At 73.8% G+C, this 18123-nt stretch carries 19 protein-coding genes; 11 read left to right on the plus strand and 8 right to left on the minus strand.

Translation table 11 applies throughout. The annotated features are described in order from the left end of the window. Positions 1 to 294 carry a LysR substrate-binding domain-containing protein gene (locus KME79_RS20430; RefSeq protein ID WP_281429442.1) on the plus strand — a complete coding sequence of 98 codons (294 nt, stop codon included), beginning with the start codon at positions 1 to 3 and terminating at the stop codon, positions 292 to 294. Here the strand turns inward: KME79_RS20430 and KME79_RS20435 are convergent. Then, on the minus strand, positions 206 to 451 hold the full coding sequence (locus tag KME79_RS20435; RefSeq protein ID WP_219545912.1) for a hypothetical protein: 246 nt from the start codon (positions 449 to 451) through the stop codon (positions 206 to 208). The genes KME79_RS20430 and KME79_RS20435 overlap by 89 nt on opposite strands. A gap of 195 nt (positions 452 to 646) precedes the next feature. Then, positions 647 to 2734, minus strand: coding sequence for an NAD-dependent DNA ligase LigA (gene ligA, locus KME79_RS20440; protein ID WP_219545788.1), 2088 nt, complete (start codon positions 2732 to 2734; stop codon positions 647 to 649). A gap of 172 nt (positions 2735 to 2906) precedes the next feature. Between ligA and KME79_RS20445 the strand changes: the two genes are divergently transcribed. Beyond that, on the plus strand, positions 2907 to 3575 hold the full coding sequence (locus KME79_RS20445; protein ID WP_219545789.1) for a class I SAM-dependent methyltransferase: 669 nt from the start codon (positions 2907 to 2909) through the stop codon (positions 3573 to 3575). Here the strand turns inward: KME79_RS20445 and KME79_RS20450 are convergent. Both KME79_RS20450 and KME79_RS20455 read right to left on the minus strand, forming a co-directional pair. Next, positions 3539 to 4741, minus strand: a complete 1203-nt coding sequence (locus tag KME79_RS20450; RefSeq protein WP_308248990.1) for a Cmx/CmrA family chloramphenicol efflux MFS transporter — start codon at positions 4739 to 4741, stop codon at positions 3539 to 3541. The two genes, KME79_RS20445 and KME79_RS20450, sit on opposite strands and share 37 nt — an antisense overlap. 44 nt (positions 4742 to 4785) lie before the next feature. Beyond that, complete coding sequence (locus KME79_RS20455) at positions 4786 to 5358, minus strand: TetR/AcrR family transcriptional regulator (protein WP_148031901.1); 573 nt, start codon at positions 5356 to 5358, stop codon at positions 4786 to 4788. 110 nt (positions 5359 to 5468) lie between these two features. Here KME79_RS20455 and KME79_RS20460 point away from each other — a divergent pair, with 110 nt between their 5' ends. From KME79_RS20460 to KME79_RS20480, 5 genes are read left to right on the plus strand one after another with little or no spacing between them, the layout of a single operon-like run. Further along, positions 5469 to 6365, plus strand: coding sequence for an ABC transporter ATP-binding protein (locus KME79_RS20460; RefSeq protein WP_219545790.1), 897 nt, complete (start codon positions 5469 to 5471; stop codon positions 6363 to 6365). Further along, positions 6362 to 7123: an ABC transporter permease gene (locus tag KME79_RS20465; protein ID WP_219545791.1), complete on the plus strand. Its 762-nt coding sequence runs from the start codon at positions 6362 to 6364 to the stop codon at positions 7121 to 7123. The genes KME79_RS20460 and KME79_RS20465 overlap by 4 nt, the downstream gene beginning before the upstream one ends. Before the next feature lie 20 nt (positions 7124 to 7143). Then, positions 7144 to 8244, plus strand: a complete 1101-nt coding sequence (locus tag KME79_RS20470) for a sensor histidine kinase (protein WP_219545905.1) — start codon at positions 7144 to 7146, stop codon at positions 8242 to 8244. After that, entirely contained in the window at positions 8235 to 8879 is a 645-nt protein-coding gene (locus tag KME79_RS20475; protein WP_219545792.1) for a response regulator, read from the plus strand. The genes KME79_RS20470 and KME79_RS20475 overlap by 10 nt, the downstream gene beginning before the upstream one ends. Positions 8880 to 8898: 19 nt before the next feature. After that, positions 8899 to 9696, plus strand: a complete 798-nt coding sequence (locus KME79_RS20480; RefSeq protein ID WP_308248991.1) for a pentapeptide repeat-containing protein — start codon at positions 8899 to 8901, stop codon at positions 9694 to 9696. A gap of 81 nt (positions 9697 to 9777) precedes the next feature. Here KME79_RS20480 and KME79_RS20485 read toward each other — a convergent pair whose 3' ends face one another. After that, positions 9778 to 10869: a class I SAM-dependent methyltransferase gene (locus tag KME79_RS20485; protein ID WP_219545793.1), complete on the minus strand. Its 1092-nt coding sequence runs from the start codon at positions 10867 to 10869 to the stop codon at positions 9778 to 9780. Between the two features lie 304 nt (positions 10870 to 11173). Between KME79_RS20485 and KME79_RS20490 the strand changes: the two genes are divergently transcribed. Beyond that, positions 11174 to 12187: an AraC family transcriptional regulator gene (locus tag KME79_RS20490; protein ID WP_219545794.1), complete on the plus strand. Its 1014-nt coding sequence runs from the start codon at positions 11174 to 11176 to the stop codon at positions 12185 to 12187. Between the two features lie 135 nt (positions 12188 to 12322). Here the strand turns inward: KME79_RS20490 and KME79_RS20495 are convergent, their stop codons facing one another. Beyond that, the gene (locus KME79_RS20495; RefSeq protein ID WP_219545795.1) at positions 12323 to 13312 is read right to left on the minus strand and encodes an SDR family NAD(P)-dependent oxidoreductase; all 990 of its coding nucleotides are present in this window, start codon (positions 13310 to 13312) and stop codon (positions 12323 to 12325) included. Positions 13313 to 13585: 273 nt separating this feature from the next. Then, a complete protein-coding gene (locus tag KME79_RS20500) occupies positions 13586 to 14122 on the minus strand; it encodes an NUDIX hydrolase family protein (protein WP_219545796.1) in 537 nt (178 codons plus the stop codon). 106 nt (positions 14123 to 14228) lie between these two features. Here KME79_RS20500 and KME79_RS20505 point away from each other — a divergent pair, with 106 nt between their 5' ends. From KME79_RS20505 to KME79_RS20515, 3 genes are read left to right on the plus strand one after another with little or no spacing between them, the layout of a single operon-like run. Further along, positions 14229 to 15263, plus strand: a complete 1035-nt coding sequence (locus KME79_RS20505) for a helix-turn-helix domain-containing protein (protein WP_219545797.1) — start codon at positions 14229 to 14231, stop codon at positions 15261 to 15263. 35 nt (positions 15264 to 15298) lie between these two features. Beyond that, the gene (locus KME79_RS20510; RefSeq protein WP_219545798.1) at positions 15299 to 16591 is read left to right on the plus strand and encodes an alpha-amylase family protein; all 1293 of its coding nucleotides are present in this window, start codon (positions 15299 to 15301) and stop codon (positions 16589 to 16591) included. Between the two features lie 9 nt (positions 16592 to 16600). After that, positions 16601 to 17125 (plus strand): DUF421 domain-containing protein, encoded by a 525-nt coding sequence (locus KME79_RS20515; RefSeq protein ID WP_219545799.1) that lies wholly within the window; start codon positions 16601 to 16603, stop codon positions 17123 to 17125. Positions 17126 to 17131: 6 nt separating this feature from the next. Here the strand turns inward: KME79_RS20515 and KME79_RS20520 are convergent, their stop codons facing one another. Next, positions 17132 to 18025 (minus strand): TIGR03619 family F420-dependent LLM class oxidoreductase, encoded by an 894-nt coding sequence (locus KME79_RS20520; RefSeq protein WP_219545800.1) that lies wholly within the window; start codon positions 18023 to 18025, stop codon positions 17132 to 17134. Positions 18026 to 18123 lie beyond the last annotated feature (98 nt).

Here is an 18123-nt window from a genome sequence, read left to right on the forward strand (position 1 = left end):
CTGACCGAGCCCTTCGTCGCCGTCCTGCCGTCCGCGCATCCGCTGGCGTCCCTCCGGTCCGTCCCGCTGGCGCGGCTCGCGGGCTCGCCGTTCGTGCTCCTGCCCCGCGCGGCGGGGCCGGGCCTGTACGACCAGATCACGGACCTGTGCGCCGGCGCCGGCACGGAAGATCCGTGCCGGCGCCGGTCGTTATCAGGAGCCCGGATCAGTCCTCGCCGAATGGTCCGTAGCCGTGGTCGTGGTGGAAGCCCCAGAAGCGCTTGCACACCTCGACGTCGCGTGTGCCGATCTTGACGTCGTCGCCGTCCGTCCTGAGCCAGGCGCCGTCGTACTCAGCGTCGAACCCGCAGTGCGGGTTCGAGACAGTGGCGGCGGCCGGAACGGCCATGGCGGTAGCGAAGGCAGCCGAAACGAACAGCAGGCCACCCGCGGCGATGAGCGAAGTTTTCATGATCTCCCCTTGATCACGAAGTGGTATCGATCCGTCACTATACGTAGCCAAGTTGGCTTCGGAGGAAACGCCACGCCAGCCATGAGAACTCATTACAGGCCGGGCAGATCCCCGCTCGGCGGCCTGAAGCACGCCACGCCGCCGATGCACGGTGAGTGACGGCACCGGACCCAGGACGTCGTCTTCGGGATCCGGTCAGGTCGCCGGAGTCAGGTGGCCTGCGACCAGCGTGACGAAGTCGTCGGGGGTGATGACGGTGATGCCGAGGGACTCCGCCTTGGCCCGCTTGGAGCCCGCCTTCTCGCCCGCCACCAGCAGGCTGGTCCTGGCCGAGACGCTCGACGACGACTTGCCGCCCGCCCGCTCGATCAGCTCGTTCATCTGGTTGCGCGTCAGGGCCGCCAGCTCGCCCGTCATGGCGCCCGTGACCACCACGGTCTTGCCCGTGAGGGGAAGCTCGGCAATGTCGCCGGCCGGGGCCGGCCCGGCGGGGTCCGGAGCCTGGCCCGGCTCGGTCATGTTGACCCCCGCGGCGGCCAGCTTGGCGATCAGCGGGCCAAGCTCGGCCAGCTCGGCGACCAGGAGCGTGGCCTTCTCCGGCCCCATGCCCTCCACCTGCTGCACGGCCTCGGCGTCGGCGGCGAGGATCGCGTCCATCGTGCGGAAGTGGCGGGCGATGCGGCGAGACATCGACCGGCCCGTGCCGCGCACGCCCAGCGCGCAGAACACCCTGCTCAGCGGCCTGGCGCGGGCCTGGTCGAGGGCGGCCAGCAGCTTGTCGGCGCTGGTCTCGCCCATCCGGTCGAGCCCGAGTATCTGGTCGCGGGTCAGCGTGAACAGGTCGGCGAAGTCGATGATCAGGCCCGCGTCGAGCAGCTGGACGATGCGGTTCTCCGCGAGCGTCTCGATGTCGAGCTGGTCGCGCCCCGCCGCGTAGAGGATGGACGCCAGTGCGCGGCAGGCGCGGCCACGCACGCACCGCCAGCGCTCCTGCGACCGGTCGATCTCGCCCGCGCAGTTGGGGCACGACTCGGGGAAGACGATCTCCGTCTCCTCGCCCGTGCGCAGGTGGACCACCGGCGCCTCGATCCGGGGGATGACGTCGCCCGCCTTGTGGACCATGACGTGGTCGCCCAGCCTGAGGCCGCGGCGGGCGATGTCGGCGGGGTTGTGGAGGGTGGCGTAGGTGACGGTGCTGCCGTCGAGCTCGACCGGCTCCAGCACGCCCCGGGGCGCGATGACGCCGGTGCGGCCGACGCCCCACTCGACCCCGACCAGCTTGGTGATCTTCTCGGTGGCGGGCAGCTTGTAGGCGGTCGCCCAGCGCGGCGCGCGCGTGCCGAAACCGGCCGCCGCCTGGTCGGCGGCGCTGTCGGCCTTGATCACGATGCCGTCGATGCCGAACGGCAGCGTCGCCCGCGCGGCCGCCACCTCGCCGATGCGCTCCTGGATGCGCTCCACCGTCGTCGCCACGATGCCTGCCACCGGGGTCGCCGCCGTCGTGGCCACGCCCAGCTCGGCCACCAGCTCCATGATCTCGCTGTGCGGCAGCTCGCGCAGGCTCGCCGCCAGCTCGGAGTCGTCATCGGGCGGCAGCGGCAGCGCGCTGTAGCCGAAGAACGTCAGCTCGCACACGTAGGGCCGGTCCTTGGCGCGCAGCGTGCCGGCGGCGGCGCTGCGCGGGTTGGCGAAGGTCGTGCCGTCGTGCGCCTGCCGCTTGGCGCACGCGGCGTCGAACTGCTCGGCCGTCATCAGCACCTCGCCGCGGATCTCCACGGTGACCGGCCTGGACAGCCGCCGCGGCAGCCCGGTGACGGCGCCGATGTTGTGGGAGACGTCCTCACCGGCCGCGCCGTCGCCGCGGGTGACGAGCTGCACGAGCCCGCCCCGGTGGTAGCGCGCCGACACGGCCAGGCCGTCGAGCTTGGGCTCCACGCTGAAGGCCGCCACCGGGCGGCCCAGCCGCCGCTCCAGCCCGGCCACCCACTTGGCGAGCTGCTCGGCGGAGAACACGTTGTCGAGGCTGAGCATCGGCACCGTGTGGGGCACGTCGCCGGTCACCGCGCCGCCGGCCACCTTGCCGGTGGGGGAGTGGGGGAGCACCTCGCCGGGGTGGGCGGCCTCGTAGGCCTGGATGCCGCGGAACAACCGGTCGTAGTCGTCGTCGTCGAGCTCCGACTCGCCGGTGCCGTAATAGGCGGCGTTGGCGTCGAGGGCCCGCCGCACGGCCTCGGCGTAGGCGGCCCGGTCGGCCAGGACGGTGTGGGGCGCGGTGTCGGTCATGAGCTTCATCCTCTCAACCGGCACTGACATTTTCGTGTCTCCGACCAGCGGCTCAGCGGACGCGGCGGCCCCTCCCGCCGGAGCCGGCGAGAGGGGCCGCGTCGCCGCCGCTCGCGCGGCGATCTCATCATGCAGGATGAAACGGCCGGAGTTCCGACCCGAAGGGGGCCGCATGGCGGGTGTCAAGGACGTCGGGGATCTCATGCACCGGACCTTCTTCCGGACGCTCTCCCTGCTGGGCTCCCGCGGTCAGGGAGCCCTCCTGCGCCGCTACTTCGACTGGTGGCACCGCAACCCCGACCCCTGGCACATGGGCACGGACGCGTACGAGCAAGCCAAGTACGCGGCCACCCTCGCGCAGATCCCCGACCGCCCCTACGGGCGGATCCTGGAGGTCGGGTGCAGCGAGGGCGTCTTCACGAAGCTGCTGACGGAGGCCTACCCCGACGCCGACATCACCGGGCTCGACATCTCGGAGCGGGCGCTGTCCAGAGCGGCCGAGCGGGTGGAGAAGGCGTCCGGCCGGACCAGGCTGCTGGCCGCCGACATCCTCACCTTCACCTCCGAGCACCGCTACGACCTGGTGTTCTGCGCGGAGACGCTCTACTACCTGGGCCGACGCGACCGGCTGAGGCGGGCCAGCGAGCAGCTGGCCGGGCTGCTCGGTCCCGGCGGCGTGCTGGTGCTGGTGCATCCGTGGCCGGAGGCGAGGCGGCTGCACCGGTTCGTGCACGCGAGCCCGCTGTCCCAGGTGAGCGAGCGGGTGGAGAGCACGGCGCACCGGCCGTTCTCGGTGTGCGTCTATCAGGCGCGGCCGACCGGCTCGACCGGCGCCGCCTGAACCTCCGGCGCCCGCGTCACCCGCGCCAGCGCCACCGTGCCCAGGGCACCGAGGCCGAGGGCCGCGCCGATCCAGCCGATCGACCCGTACCCGAACCCCGCCGCCAGCGCCAGCCCGCCCAGCCAGGGGCCCACAGTGATGCCGGTGTTGAAGGCCGCCACGTTCACCGCCGCCGCCAGCGCCGGCGCGCCCGCGGCCAGCGCGAACACGCGGGTGTTGAGCGCCGGGTTGACGGCGAAGCCGAACCCGCCCAGGAGGAACGCCAGCGGCACCACCGCCCACGCCGCCTCCGCGCCCAGCGCGATCCCGGCCGACACCAGCGTCACTCCGGAGAGTCCGGTGAACAGCAGGGCGAACGGCCGGGAGTCGGCCACCCGGCCGCCGAGTGTGATCCCGATCAGCGAGCCCAGCCCGTACAGGGCGAGGACGCCCGCGACCCAGGCCGGCGCCAGGCCCGTGGTATCGACGAGCAGCGCGGCCAGGTAGGCGAAGACGACCAGCAGGGCGGCGGTGGAGACGGCGGTGGTGGCGCAGGCGAGCCACACCTGCGGCCGGGCGAGCGCGCGCACCTGGGCGCGCAGCGGCAGTTCCCCGCCCGCCGGCGGCTCCGGGCGGGCGGCCGGGACGGTGGCGAGCACGCCGGCCGCGGCGAGCGCCGACAGCGCGGCCACGGCCCAGAAGACGGCACGCCAGCCCAGGCTCTGCCCCACGAGGGTGCCCGCCGGCAGGCCGACCAGGGTCGCCACGGTGAGCCCGCCCGCCACCACGCTCATCGCCCGTCCCCGGGCGCTGACCGGCACCAGGCCGATCGCGGTCACGGCCGCCACCGCCCAGAATCCGGCGTACACGAAAGCCCCCGCCACGCGGGTCGCGAGCAGCACCCCATAGGAGGAGGTCATCGCCCCCACCACGTGGGTGACGGCGAACACCGCCATGAACGCCAGCAGCGCGTCGCGGCGCGGCCAGCGCAGGGTCAGCACGGCCAGCACCGGGGCGCCCACCAGCATCCCCAGCGCGAACCCGGAGATCAGCAGGCCCGCCTCCGGCACGGACACGCCCAGGTCGGCGGCCATCTCCGGCAGCAGCCCTGCGAGCATCAGCTCCGACGTCCCCTGGGCGAAGATGGCCACGCCCAGGACGTAGACGGCCAGCGGCACAGTGATCACTCCAATTTTAGATAGATCAGTACAAAACAAGGGTGGGAAAAGCTTCAGAAGGCCCGCAGCGCGGTCGTGGCGATCGCCTCCAGCGCCGCCCGGTCGCCGCCGCCGCGAGCGGCCACCCGCATGCCGCCGACCGTGGCCATGAGGAAGTGCGCGAGCGCGCAGGGATCCCGGTCGGGGCCCAGCTCGCCCTCGGCGCGCGCCGCCGCGAACGCGTCACGCAGCCTGGCCACCCGCTCCTCCTGGTGGCGCCTGGCCGGCTCGGCCAGCTCGGGGTCGCGCGGCCCCAGCTCCACCAGGGTGTTGACCACCATGCAGCCCGGCGGCTCGCCCTCGGGGCTGTCGACCGCGTACCACAGCAGGGTGCGCACCTTCTCCCTGATCGGCAGTTCGCTGTCCAGCAGCTCCGCCAGCTCGGCGTCCTTGCGCTCCATGTAGCGCCGCAGCGCCTTCAGGAAAAGCTCGCGCTTGCTCTCGAAGGCGTTGTAGACGCTGCTGCGGCCCAGCCCGGTGGCCGCGCACAGGTCCTGTGTCGAGGTCGCCTCGTAGCCGGACTCCCAGAACGCGCGCATGGCCGCCTCGACGGCCTGCTCCTCCTCGAACGTCCTCGGTCGTGCCATGTTCCGTACGGTAGCGTTTTGGACTGATCTGTGCAATACGGGAATCCGCCATACGAGTCGGCGGGCGGCCCCATGGTCGCGGCACCCGCGCCCGCCTAGCGTGAGAACACATGATCACCCTTGACCGGCTCACCAAGCGGTACGGCGAGCGCACCGCCGTCGACGGCCTCACCCTCCAGGTGAAGCCCGGCGCCGTCACCGGCTTCCTCGGCCCGAACGGCGCGGGCAAGTCCACCACCATGCGCATGATCCTCGGACTCGACCGGCCCTCCTCCGGCACCGCGCTCGTCGGCGGCACCCCGTACCACCGGCTGGACAGGCCGCTGCGCACGGTCGGCGCGCTGCTCGACGCCCGCGCCGCGCACCCCGGACGCAGCGGCAGGGCCCACCTGCTGGCCCTCGCCCGCGCCAACGGCATCCCCGCCGCGCGCGTCACGCGGGTGCTCGAGCGGGTCGGGCTGGCCACGGTGGCCGGCAAGCGGGCCGGCACGTACTCGCTGGGCATGAGCCAGCGCCTGGGGATCGCGGCGGCGCTGCTCGGCGACCCCGAGGTGCTGATGTTCGACGAGCCCGTCAACGGGCTGGACCCGGACGGGGTGCGCTGGGTACGCGAGCTGATGCGGTCGCTCGCCGCCGAGGGCCGCACCGTGTTCGTCTCCAGCCACCTGATGAGCGAGATGCAGCTCACCGCCGACCACCTCGTGGTGATCGGCAAGGGGCGGCTGCTCGCGGACGCGCCGCTGTCGCGGCTGCTGGCGGCCACCGAGGTGGTGGTCCGCAGCCCGCACGCGGGCGACCTGGCGGACCGCCTGACCGCCGCAGGCCTGACGGCCGTCAGGCGCGGCGAGAACGAGCTGGTCGTGACCGGCGCGACCGTGGAACGGGTCGGCGACCTCGCCCACGAGGCGGGCGTGCGGCTGCACGGGCTGAGCCCTCGCGAGCCCTCGCTGGAACAGGCCTTCCAGGAGCTCACGGCCGGCAGCGTCGAGTACGGGGTGACCCGATGAGGGACGCGATGGCGGCCGAATGGGTCAAACTCCGGTCGATCCGCTCCACCTGGCTCTGCCTGGCCTCGGGCGTCGTGGTCAGCGTGCTCGGCGCGATCACGCTGGGCGGCGCGGCGGCGATGGAGAGCGAGCACGTCCAGGCGACCGAACCCGTCGTGTCGGTGATCCTGTTCTCCCAGTACGCGGCCATCGCGCTGGCCGTGCTGGCCGTCACCACCGAGTACGCCTCCGGCACCATCAGGCCCACCTTGCAGGCCGTGCCGGTGCGCGGGCGGATGCTCGCGGCCAAGGCGCTCGTGGTGGCGCCGGTGCTGTTCGCCGCCGGAGTGCTGACCGGGGCGGCCGCCGCGCTGGCCACCTACCTGGTGCTGCTCGCGCCGGTGTTCCGCTCGGCGCCCGCGCTCGCGCCCGCCGCGACCGCGGCCGACCTGCTGCGGCTCGGTGTCTTCCACGCGCTGGTCGGGGTGCTGGCGGTGGGGGTGAGCGCGGCGCTGCGCGGCTCGGCGGGGTCGCTGGCGGCGCTGTTCATGGCGACGCTCGGGCTGCCGCTGCTGCTGGTGATGACGGGCGTCCCCGCCGCGGTGGAGGTGTCGCTGCGGCTGCCGACGTTCGCCGGGATGGCGTTCCTGGGAAGCACCGACAACCTCACCGGCGGGCCGCTCCCTTACCCGCCGGGCGAGGGCCTGGCCTGGCTCGCCGCCTGGACGGCGCTGGCCGTGGCCGCGGGCTACGCGGTGCTGCGCCGGCGCGACGCCTAGACTGCGCAGCCGTGGACGTCATGCTGCGCAGGCTCGCCGGGGTGCTGGCCGGGGCGGTCACCGGGGGAGCCGGGCTGCTGCTCCTCGCGCTGGCCTGGCCCGCCCGCGCCCGCTGGGCGCCGCGGCTGGTGGCGCTGGAACGCGCCCGGCTGCGGGCCCTGCTCGGGTACGACGCCGAGGCCGGCGCGGCGGGCACCGGCTACCTCGCGGCCCGCGCGGTCACCGGCCTGGCCGGCGGCTACCTGACACTGGCGCTCGGCTTCGTCGGCGCGCTGTTCCTGGCCGGCGCCGGATGGGCCGTGGTGACCGGGTCGGCCACCCCGGTGGTGCTGCGCTTCCCCGGCATCAACCTCACCACCGACAGCCTGATCATCGGCCTGGTCTGCGCCGCCGTCCTGCTGGCCCTGACCGCGCTCTGCTGCTGGGCGACGGTGGCCGCCGAGCGCCGCCTGGCCGCCCGCTTCCTCGGCCCCGGGGTCCAGGAACAGATGAGGCGGCGCATCGCCGAGCTGACCACGACCCGGTCCGGCATCGTCCGCGCCGTCGACGACGAGCGGCGCCGCATCGAGCGCGACCTGCACGACGGCGTGCAGCAGCGCGGCGTCGCCCTGGCCATGCTGCTCGGCCGCGCCCGTCACAGCCCCGCCGACGCCCCGGCCCTGGTCGACCAGGCCTACGCCGAGTCCCGCCGGCTGCTCGACGAGCTGCGCAGCGTCGCCTGGCGCGTCTACCCGACCGCGCTCGACGAGCTCGGACTGCGCGCCGCGCTGGCCGGTGTGGCCGAGCGCTCGCCCGTACCCGTGACCGTGCACTACGGGCTCGGCGACCGGCCGGCGCCGCAGGTGGAGACCGCGCTCTACTTCGTCGCCCGGGAGGCGATCACCAACGCGGTCAAGCACGCCCGCGCCCGTGACATCCTGGTCGTGCTCGGCGAGGACGGGAAGGCGGTGCGCGTGGACATCTCCGACGACGGCCAGGGCGGGGCCGACCCCTCCGGCGGCGGCCTGTCCGGGCTGGCCCGCCGGGTGCTCGCCCTCGACGGCGCGTTCGAGGTGGCGAGCCCCGCGGGCGGCGGCACCCGGGTGACCGCGGTTCTGCCCAAGGAGGGGGCGTGCGGCTGATCCTGGCTGACGACGCCGTGCTGCTGCGCGAAGGGCTGGCCCGCCTGCTCCAGGACGCCGGCCACGAGGTCGTGGCCGCGGTCGGCGACGCGCCCGCCCTGGTCGAGGCCGTCGCCGCCGACCGGCCCGACGTGGCCGTGGTCGACGTGCGCATGCCGCCGACCCACACCGACGACGGCCTGCGCGCCGCGCTGCGCATCCGCGAGAGCTGGCCCGAGGTGGGCGTGCTGGTGCTGTCGCAGTACGTCGACAAGACCTACGCCGCCCAGCTGCTCGCCGGGTCCGGCGACCGGCTGGGCTACCTGCTCAAGGACCGGGTGTCGGAGGTGGCCGAGTTCCTCGGCTCGCTTGAACGGGTGCACGCCGGCGGCACCGTCATCGACCCCGAGGTGGTCCGCCAGCTCCTGGCCCGCACCAGCCGCGCCGACCCGCTGCGCCGGCTCACCGGCCGCGAGCGCGAGGTCCTGCACCGCCTGGCACAGGGCTACGCCAACGGGGCGATCGCCGAAGGCCTGCACGTATCATTGAGCACGGTCGAGAAACACATCCAAGCCATCTTCGACAAGCTGGAGCTGCCGGCCACCCCCGCCTACAGCCGGAGGGTGCTGGCGATCCTGCGCTATCTGGACGACTGACCCGGGGGCGACGACGCGCGTGCACGATCTGAAAGCCGACTGCGCGAGCTGCTCCGGGCTGTGCTGCGTGGCGCTGCCCTTCTCCCGCTCCGCCGACTTCGCCGTCGACAAGGCGGCCGGCGAGCCGTGCCGCAACCTCCGCGACGACTTCCGCTGCGGCATCCACCGCGACCTGCGCCGCGAGGGCTTCCCCGGCTGCGTGGCCTACGACTGCTTCGGCGCCGGCCAGAAGGTCACCCAGGTCGTGTACGCGGGTCGCGACTGGCGGCGCCGGCCCGGGTCCGCCCGAGAGATGTTCGCCGTCTTCCCCGTGGTGCGGCAGCTCCACGAGCTGCTGTGGTACCTCACCGAGGCGCTCGCGCTCCCCGCCGCCCGCCCCCTGCACGCCGATCTGCGCGCGCTCCTGGACGAGACCGGGCGGCTCACCCGCGCCACCCCGGAGGAGATCCTCGCCGCCGACGTGGCCGCCTGCCGCGAGCGGGTCAACCCGCTGCTGCTGCGCGCCAGCGAGCTGGCCCGGGCCGGGCTGCGCGGCAAGAAGCGCAGGGGCGCCGACCTCATGGGCGCCAACCTCAAGGGCGCCGACCTGCGTGGCGCCGACCTGCGCGGCGCCTACCTCATCGGCGCCCAGCTCAAGGGCGCCGACCTGCGGCAGGCCGACCTGATCGGGGCCGACCTGCGCGCCGCCGACCTCAGCGGCGCCGACCTCACCGGCAGCCTCTTCCTCACCCGGTCCCAGATCGGCTCCGCCCAGGGCGACACCGCCACCAGGCTGCCGCCCGCCCTCGACCGTCCCGCCCACTGGAGCGGCCGATAACCGGTTGACCCACCGGGTTCCGGCACCCTGCTCGCCCGGGCGCGGGCGGACGAGGTGGAGGCCGAGTTCCTGACGCGACGGTCAGGCGTCCAGCCGGTAGAAGCGGAAGAAGTCGTGCTCCACCGGCAGCACGGTGCAGCGGCCGAAGCCGGCGGCGGCCGCGTGCTCCCGCACCGCGCCCGCGCGGATCACCGTGCCGGTCGCGGCCGTCGGCCGGTCCACGAGCTGGGTGGGCAGGCAGTGCGTGACGCTCCACCCGTACATCAGGCGCTCCACCTGGTCGCCCGGCGCGGTGAACGTGTCCGCTACCCGCTCGTCGCCGACCAGGACCGCGCCGCCGCGGGCGAGCGCGTCGCGCGTCGCGCGCAGCGCCTCCACCGGCTGCGCCATGTCGTGCAGCGCCTCCAGGATGACGACCAGGTCGTACGGACCGGTCTCGGGCAGCCGGGCCACGTCGGCATGCAGCACTCTGATCCGGCCGTCGAGCCCGGCCTCAGCGGCGTTGGCCCGCGCGTCGGCGACGGAGGCGTCGTCCAGGTCCACGCCGTCCACCCGGGCGTTCGGGAACGCGCGGGCCAGCGCGAGCGTGGACCAGCCCTGGCCGCAGCCGACGTCGGCGATGCGCGGGCGGGGCGCCGCGTGCAGCCGCTCGACCACGTCGGGCATGGCCTGAAGCCACTCGCCGGTCAGGTCGTGGGTGAACGCGGGCCGGTTGATGTGGCCCTGCCCGTGCCGGAACGCGCGCCCGTAGGAGGAGTAGGGGACGCCCGTGCCGGTGCGGTACGCGTGCGCGACCAGGTCCAGCACGCCGCCGATGCCGGCCAGCAGATGCCCGAACGGGGCGACGTACGCCGGGTCGTCGGCGTGCACCAGCACGCGGGCGTGCTCGGGCGGCAGGGCGAAACGGCGCTCGCCGCCGGGCGGCTCCTCCACGTCGAGCAGCCCGGCCACGGCCTGCTGCTCCAGCCATTCGCGGGCGTACCGGGGCGCGATGCCGGCGCCGTGGGCGAGCTCGACCGGCGTGAGCGGGCCCTGCTCGTGCAGCACCCGGTACAGGCCCAGTTCGGTGCCCAGATAGACCGAGTAGAGCTCCAGGGCGCCGACGGTGCCCTCGAACAACCGGTCCACCAGCCGGTCGGTGCGGTCGGTGTCCAGGCTCAGGTCGGTGGTCATCGCAGGTCTCGCTTTCTCCAGTGAACGATCGCGAGATCAGGATCGGTCCCTCTGATCTGGGAAAACAGGGAAAAGTACGTGTATCAGGCGAGTTCCTTCCCTGACGGCTCCCGTGTTCTCCAGGTTAGGACGAGTGTGTTCGGGACTTGCTCGGGGGCGGGCGCTTGCGACACCGGCCGCATGGAGCTGTTCATGTCTACGTCGTGGGCGGTCGCTCGCTGGAACCTGTGGGATTCGCCGGAAAGACGGCTGATGCTCCAGGATGCTCCGCTTTTGCGGGAGAGTCTCCCGTTATGCTCCCGGCATGGATGTGCTGTCGGACGCGGTCACGGCCGCGCGGGTGGGCCGCCCGCACTCCAGCCGCCTCGTTGGGAAGGCGCCCTTCGCCGAGGACTTCCCAGCGGGGGAGGGCTGCGCCGGGTTCCACGTCGTGCTGCAGGGCTCGTGCCTGCTGCTGCCCCGCGAGGCGGACCCGGTGCCGCTCGGGGTGGGCGACGTGGTGTTCCTGCCCACGGCCGCCGCACACGGGCTGGCCTCCGCTCCCGCCGCGCCGCCCGGCGGGACCGTCGTCCTGCTGTGCGGCGGCTACCCGATGGACCAGGACCGGGTGCACCCCCTGCTCACCGAACTGCCCGGGATCGTCCACCTGCCCGCGAAGGTGGGCCGCGATCCGTCGCTGCAAGCGGTCGTCGAACTGCTCGCCCAGGAACTCGACCGGGCGCCGACCACCGAGGGCGACGCCCTGCCTCTGCTGTCCAGCCAGGCGCGGGGCGTCGACGGTGACGGCCTGCCCGTGCTGTCCGGCCAGGAGGATGGCCGGGTGCCTGCCCTCGGGGGTGGCGCGCCCGGTGGTGATGCCGCTCTGCCTGCGCTGCTCGACCTGTTGCTGCTCTACATCCTGCGGGCCTGGCTGGCCGAGCAGTCCGGCGGCTGGGCGGGGGCCCTGCGTGATCCCGCCGTGGATGCGGCCCTGCGCGCCGTCCACGCCGAACCGGCCAGGCCGTGGACCGTCGAGGCGCTGGGCAGGCAGGGCGGGCTGTCCAGGGCTGCGTTCGCCAGGAGGTTCGTCACGCTGGTGGGGCGGCCGCCGCTGGCCTACCTCACCTGGTGGCGCCTCACCACTGCGGCTCGCGTGCTCCGTGACACGGACGAGCCGCTCGCGGCCATCGCCGTCCAGGTCGGCTACGGCTCCGAGCACGCCCTCGCGCACGCGTTCAAGCGCGAGTACGGTCTCGCCCCGGGCGCCTACCGCCGCACCACCCCCTCACATAACCCAGTACGAACCTTCCGGGACGGAATTGGCTGGTCGGAGCAATAGGCGGGCGTGCGGCGAGTGCCGACCGGGATCTGGCCGGTCATAGCCTGCGGCGGGTGCCAAGGGCGGGCTGGCCAGATCTTGCGGGGGTCCGGGACGGGAGCCTGAGGCGGGCGCGGGTGAGTGTCCGGACGGGAGTCACTCGTTCGCGATCTTCTCTCCGTGAGAGAAAGCGTTCACGCCGGTGAGTTCCGCTGAGAGGTGCCACAGGCGGGCGGCCTCGTCGGGGTCCGTCGCGTGGGGGCGGACGCCCGGGCCCGGGGCGGTCCCGTCCGCCTGGGGGGCGACGTCGCAGTCCTCCAGGTAGAGGCCGCCCAGGCCGTCGAGCCGAGGCGAGGTGGCCGCCCACACCTGGGTGGACGCCCCCTGCTCCGGCGTCTTGAAGCTGTCGGCGACCTGGTTGCCGTCCTCGTCGATCCAGCCCGCCGCCACCATCTCCGCCTTGGGCAGGTGCCGCTGGAGCGGGGTGAGGATGCCGCCCGGGTGCAGGGCGAAGGCGCGCACCCCGTACGGAGCCGCGAGCCTGTCCAGGTGGACGGCGAACAGCACGTTGGCGGTCTTGGCCTGGCCGTACGCCAGCCACTTCTCATAACCGGTGGTGAGATGGACGTCGTCCCAGCGGATGCCGGTCATACGGTGGGCGTTCGACGACACGGACACCACCCGTCCGCCGCCGCGCCGGATCGCCGGCCAGAGCCGGTTGACCAGCGCGTAGTGGCCCAGGTGGTTGGTGGCGAACTGCAGCTCCCAGCCGGGACCGACCCGCGTCTCGGGGGCGGCCATCACCGCCGCGCTGTTGATCATGATGTGCACGTCCCGGCCGGAGCCGAGGAAGCGCTCGGCGAAGTCGCGTACGCTGCCGAGGTCGGCCAGGTCGAGCGCGTCCACCTCGACCCCGGCGATCCCGGCGATCCCGGCGACCGCCTCCGCGGCGTGCTCGGGCCGCCTGGCGGGCACCACGACCCGGGCGCCCGCCTCCGCGAGCGCCCGCGTGGTCTCCAGGCCGAGCCCCGAGTAGCCGCCCGTGACGATCGCCAGCTTCCCGGTGAGGTCGATGCCGCGCAGCACCTCGCGCGCGGTGCTGCGGGCGCCGAAGCCGGATCCGATGCTCTGTTGCGCTGTGGTCATGTCCGCGACGTTACGGAGTGGAGCGCACTCCAGGTCAAGCCGGGGGCTCGTACGGCCGAGCCGTCCGAAGCCGCGCGCTGGGGGAGGGGAGTGGGTGTACGGGAGGTGCTGGAGAGCGACGAGCCCGCACGACCTGCGGCGGGTGCACCGCGTCGGCGTCACCGGTGCTGCCCGGCGACACGGGTGCCGCCTACGTGGCGGGGGAGGCGCGCACATCACTGGTTCGCGAGCGCAACCGGCCGCGGAAGTCAGGCCGTTCTGGGCACCAGTGACTCAGGTCAGCCGGCCCACGTGCGCGAGCGCCTGCTTGAGCAGCACACCCTGGCCGCCCGTCATCTCCTGCTGCACCATCGGCGAGGCCGCCTCCTCCGGCGTGAACCACACGAGGTCGAGCGCGTCCTGCCGGGGGCGGCAGTCGCCGCGGACCGGCACGATGTAGGCCAGCGAGACGGCGTGCTGGCGCGGGTCGTGGTAGGGCGTCACGCCGGGCGTCGGGAAGTATTCGGCGACCGTGAACGGCACCGGCGACACGGGCAGGCTGGGCAGCGCGACCGGGCCGAGGTCCTTCTCCAGGTGACGCAGGAGGGCGTCGCGGACGCGCTCGTGGTAGAGCACCCGCCCGGAGACCAGGGCCCTGCTGACGGTCCCGTCGGCGGCGATGCGGAGCAGCAGCCCGACGCGGGTCACGGCGCCCGTGTCGTCCACCCGCACCGGCACCGCGTCGACGTACAGGATCGGCATGCGGCCGCGCACCGACTCGAGCTCCTCGGGAGCGAGCCAGCCGGGCGAGGTCTCGGTTATCTCGGTCACCAGCTGATCGTACTGTCCGCCGGATCGTCTCCGGTCAGCGGGCGGAGCCGCCAGATGTCGGGCACGACGCCCGCCCGCGCGCCGATCGGCGCATACCCTGGGAATCATGGAGGCACTGGCCGAACGGCTGTCGCAGCTGGACACGCAGGTCGAAGGCGCGCTCCGGGTCGTCATGTTCTACGACACGCTGATGCGCCGCCGGGTGGACCTGCCCGCGCTGGCCCGGGCCTCGGCCGGCCTGGCCGGGTGCGTGGCGGGCATCCGGCTCCACGGCACGGGACGGGTCATCCGCGTCGCGGACGACGGCATGCCGGCGCGCGGCCCGGTCGCCCCGGCGTCCAGCTCGGCGCCGATCACCCTCGACGACGAGGAGATCGGCACGGTCTGGCTGGAGCGCCCCGGCCCGCCGAAGTCCCTGGACGAGGTGGTGCTGGACCGGCTGGCCATCGCCGCCGCGACGGTCGTCGAGAAGTACGGCCCGGCCCGCACCACCATGGCCGATCCCGCGCTCGTCGAGCTGGTGATCAGCTCCGACAGCGACGACGCGGCCAGGGCGCGGGCGCTGCGACTGCTGGGCTTCGCCGCCGACCTGCCCGTCCGCGCCGTCGCCGTGCGGTCGCGGCTCCCGCTCGACCAGGTCGGCGGCCTGATCTGCCCGGCCCGCCCGGTCAAGGCGGCGCCCCTCGCCGACGTGGGCGTCATCCTGGCCACCACCGTCGACCTGGCCCGCTTCCCGGCGGGCGTGCGGGCGGGCGTCGGCACGGCCGAAAGCCCCGACCGGTCCTGGGCGCACGCCCGCACCGCCCTGCGCTTCGCCACGCCGCGCCGGCCGGTCGTCCACCACGACGACCTGGGCGCGCTGGCGCTCCTGGCCGAGATCCCCGCGGACTCCCTGCGCGGCAACCCTGACGTGGCCGCGATCACCCTCCTGGCCGGCAGTCCCGAGGACCTGGAGACGCTCGACGCCTACTGCGCCACCGGCTCCCTGCGCCAGGCCGCCGACCTTCTCCACCTGCACCACAGCAGCGTCGCGCGCCGCCTCGAAGCGCTCGGCAGGACTCTGGGCATCGAGCTCGGCGACCCCGCCGGGCTGACCCGGGCCCGGCTCGCCCTCACCGCGTGGCGGCTGCTCGACGGCTGAGTAGCGGGCGGCGACGCGGGAAGGACCGTTCCGTCATGGTGAGAGACGGTGTCTGGTGGCACGTGTACCCGCTCGGATTCACCGGCGCGGAGCCCGCGGCTCCGCCGCCCGGCACGCCGGTGCGCCATCGCCTGCGGCGGCTGGAGGGGTGGCTCGACTACGCCGCCGAGCTGGGCTGCTCGGTCCTGCAGCTCGGGCCGATCTTCGCGTCCGAGACGCACGGGTACGACACGCTGGACCATTTCCGCGTGGACCCGAGGCTCGGCGACGAGGCGGACTTCGACCGGCTGGTGCGCGCGGCCCGCGAGCGCGGCCTGCTGATCGTCCTGGACGGGGTGTTCAACCACGTGGGCCGGGGCCATCCGAAGTTCGGCGACCCGCGCTTCGCGCACTGGTTCGTGCCCGAAGGCGGCGGTCACGCCACGTTCGAGGGCCACTCCGGGCTCGTCACCCTCAACCACGACCACCCCGAGGTCCTCGACCACGTGGTCCGCGTCATGGACCACTGGCTGAGCCGCGGCGCGTCCGGATGGCGGCTGGACGCCGCGTACGCGATGCCCGCCGCGTTCTGGCGCGAGGCGCTCGCCCGGGTGCGCCCGCGCCACCCCGCCGCCTGGTTCGCCGGCGAGGTGATCCACGGCGACTACGCGGGCTACGTGGCGGAGAGCGGGCTGGACTCGGTCACCCAGTACGAGCTGTGGAAGGCGATCTGGAGCTCGCTGAACGACGGCAACTTCTACGAGCTGGCCTGGGCGGTGGACCGGCACGACGCCCTGCTGGAGTCGTTCGAGCCGCTCACGTTCGTCGGCAACCACGACGTGACCAGGCCGGCCACCCGCCTGGCCGACGAGCGCCACCTGGGCCACGCGCTCGCCGTGCTCTTCACCGTGGGCGGGGTCCCGAGCGTCTACTACGGCGACGAGCAGGGCTTCCGCGGGCTGAAGGAGGACCGGCCGGGCGGCGACGACGCCGTCAGGCCCGCCTTCCCCGCCGGTCCCGCGGAGCTCGATCCGGCGGGGTGGCCGGTCTACCGGCTGCACCAGCGGCTCATCGGGCTGCGACGCCGCCACCCGTGGCTGACCCGGGCCCGCACGGCCGTGCCCCATCTGACCAACACGGCCGTGGCCCTGGAGAGCACGGGTGAAGGCAGGCTGCTCACCCTGCTGAACACCGGACCGGAGCCGTACCGGTTCCCCCTGGACATCTCGGGCCTCGCGGTCGCCGAGAGCTCGCACCCCGACGGCGCCGATCCCCTTCTCGTGCCCGCGCACGGCTGGACCGTCCTCACGGGCAGTGGTCGTGCGTGTCCACCTGGTCGCCCTGGGTAATTACCGGGCATGCCTGACTGGGAAGCGGTCTTCCTGCCCACCACTCCTCCGGCGGAGCTCGTCGTGCGCGGGACGGTCACCTTCCTGATGCTGCTGGTGCTGATCCGGGTCACCGGGCAGCGCGAGTCGGGCGGGCTCGGCATCACCGACGTGCTGCTGGTCGTCCTGGTCGCCCAGGCCGCCGCGGGCGGCTTGGCGGGAGACTCCCACTCGATCGCCGACGGGTTCGTGCTGGTGGTCACCATCCTGGTGTGGAGCGTCGTCCTCGACGCCGTCGCCTATCGGTGGCCGCGGGCCGCGGCGGTGCTGAAGGCCCGCCCCCAGCCGCTGATCAAGGACGGCCGGCTGAACCCGAGGGTGATGCGCCGCGAGTTCATGACCAGGGAGGAGGTGTTCAGCCAGCTGCGCCTGCACGGCATCCGGGATCTCGGCCAGGTCAGCCGCGCCTACCTGGAACCCAACGGGATGATCAGCGTGATCCGCCACGACGACACCGGGACCGACCCGCCACCCGCGCCGAAGATGCTCGGCTGACGGACCCTAGCCCCGCCGGAACGTCTCGGCGTAGCCGTGCAGCGCCTCGACCGCGGCCGCCACGCTCGCGCCAGGCGGCCGCACCACGAACGAGGTGACGCCCGCCTCCGCCAGGCGGCCCAGGTGGTCGCGGTGCTCCTCGGCGGAACCGCCGTCGATCATGTAGCGGTGCGCCGGCGTGCGCACCTGCACCTCGACGGCCCTGCCGGCCAGCTCACACACCTCCTCGACGTGCCGGGCGAGCTGCTCCACCGTGGTGATCGCCGCGGTGCGGGCGGTACGGGCGAGCTCCCCGTCCGTCATGAACGGGCTCCAGCCCTGGTTGCGAGCGGCCCGGCGGCGGGCCAGCGCGCTGTTGCCGCCGATCCAGATGGGCGGCCCGCCCGGCGTGAGCGGAGCCGGCAGGGCGGCCACGTCACGGCCTTCGAACAGCGGCCCGCTGTGGTCGAACGGCACCTTCCCCCACACGCCCCGCAGCACCTCGATCGACTCGTCGAAGCGGGCGTTGCGCCCGGCCATGTCCACGCCCATCGCCAGGAACTCCGAGCGCAGGTAACCGGCCCCGGCGACCACGGTCAGCCGCCCCTCGGACAGCAGGTCGACCGTGGTCAGGCTCTTGGCCAGCAGGAACGGGTTGTGGTACGGGAGCACGAGCAGATGGGTCATCAGCCGGATCCGCTCCGACACGGCGGCGCAGTAGCTCAGCGCGGCGATCGGGTCGAGGGCCTCGTGCCCGCCTGCGTCGAGCCACTTCTTCGACGGCGCCGGGTGCTCGGTGAACCCGACGGCGGCGAAACCCGCCTCCTCCGCCGCCCGCACGACGCGGCGCATCCCGCCGGGGCGGACGAGGGCGGGGTCGTAGCCGGGCGCGCTGATCGGGTACTCGACGGTGAACTTCACGGGGGCTCCTACGGGCTCCTGGTGGGGAGCTTGGCGTTCTGGTCAATCATTACATTGATACACCAAGCAGTGGTGACGTGTCGCGCCCCGGGGCGGCG

Source organism: Nonomuraea harbinensis, assembly GCF_019396385.1.
Taxonomy (GTDB): Bacteria; Actinomycetota; Actinomycetes; order Streptosporangiales; family Streptosporangiaceae; genus Nonomuraea; species Nonomuraea ferruginea.

What these genes read in the sequence shown, in the direction of transcription:
- KME79_RS20435 (WP_219545912.1), bottom strand. Translation starts at nt 451, where the DNA reads ATGAAAACTTCGCTCATCGCCGCGGGTGGCCTGCTGTTCGTTTCGGCT.
- ligA (WP_219545788.1), bottom strand. Translation starts at nt 2,734, where the DNA reads ATGACCGACACCGCGCCCCACACCGTCCTGGCCGACCGGGCCGCCTAC.
- KME79_RS20445 (WP_219545789.1), top strand. Translation starts at nt 2,907, where the DNA reads ATGGCGGGTGTCAAGGACGTCGGGGATCTCATGCACCGGACCTTCTTC.
- KME79_RS20455 (WP_148031901.1), bottom strand. Translation starts at nt 5,358, where the DNA reads ATGGCACGACCGAGGACGTTCGAGGAGGAGCAGGCCGTCGAGGCGGCC.
- KME79_RS20460 (WP_219545790.1), top strand. Translation starts at nt 5,469, where the DNA reads ATGATCACCCTTGACCGGCTCACCAAGCGGTACGGCGAGCGCACCGCC.
- KME79_RS20465 (WP_219545791.1), top strand. Translation starts at nt 6,362, where the DNA reads ATGAGGGACGCGATGGCGGCCGAATGGGTCAAACTCCGGTCGATCCGC.
- KME79_RS20470 (WP_219545905.1), top strand. Translation starts at nt 7,144, where the DNA reads ATGCTGCGCAGGCTCGCCGGGGTGCTGGCCGGGGCGGTCACCGGGGGA.
- KME79_RS20485 (WP_219545793.1), bottom strand. Translation starts at nt 10,869, where the DNA reads ATGACCACCGACCTGAGCCTGGACACCGACCGCACCGACCGGCTGGTG.
- KME79_RS20490 (WP_219545794.1), top strand. Translation starts at nt 11,174, where the DNA reads ATGGATGTGCTGTCGGACGCGGTCACGGCCGCGCGGGTGGGCCGCCCG.
- KME79_RS20495 (WP_219545795.1), bottom strand. Translation starts at nt 13,312, where the DNA reads ATGACCACAGCGCAACAGAGCATCGGATCCGGCTTCGGCGCCCGCAGC.
- KME79_RS20505 (WP_219545797.1), top strand. Translation starts at nt 14,229, where the DNA reads ATGGAGGCACTGGCCGAACGGCTGTCGCAGCTGGACACGCAGGTCGAA.
- KME79_RS20510 (WP_219545798.1), top strand. Translation starts at nt 15,299, where the DNA reads ATGGTGAGAGACGGTGTCTGGTGGCACGTGTACCCGCTCGGATTCACC.
- KME79_RS20515 (WP_219545799.1), top strand. Translation starts at nt 16,601, where the DNA reads ATGCCTGACTGGGAAGCGGTCTTCCTGCCCACCACTCCTCCGGCGGAG.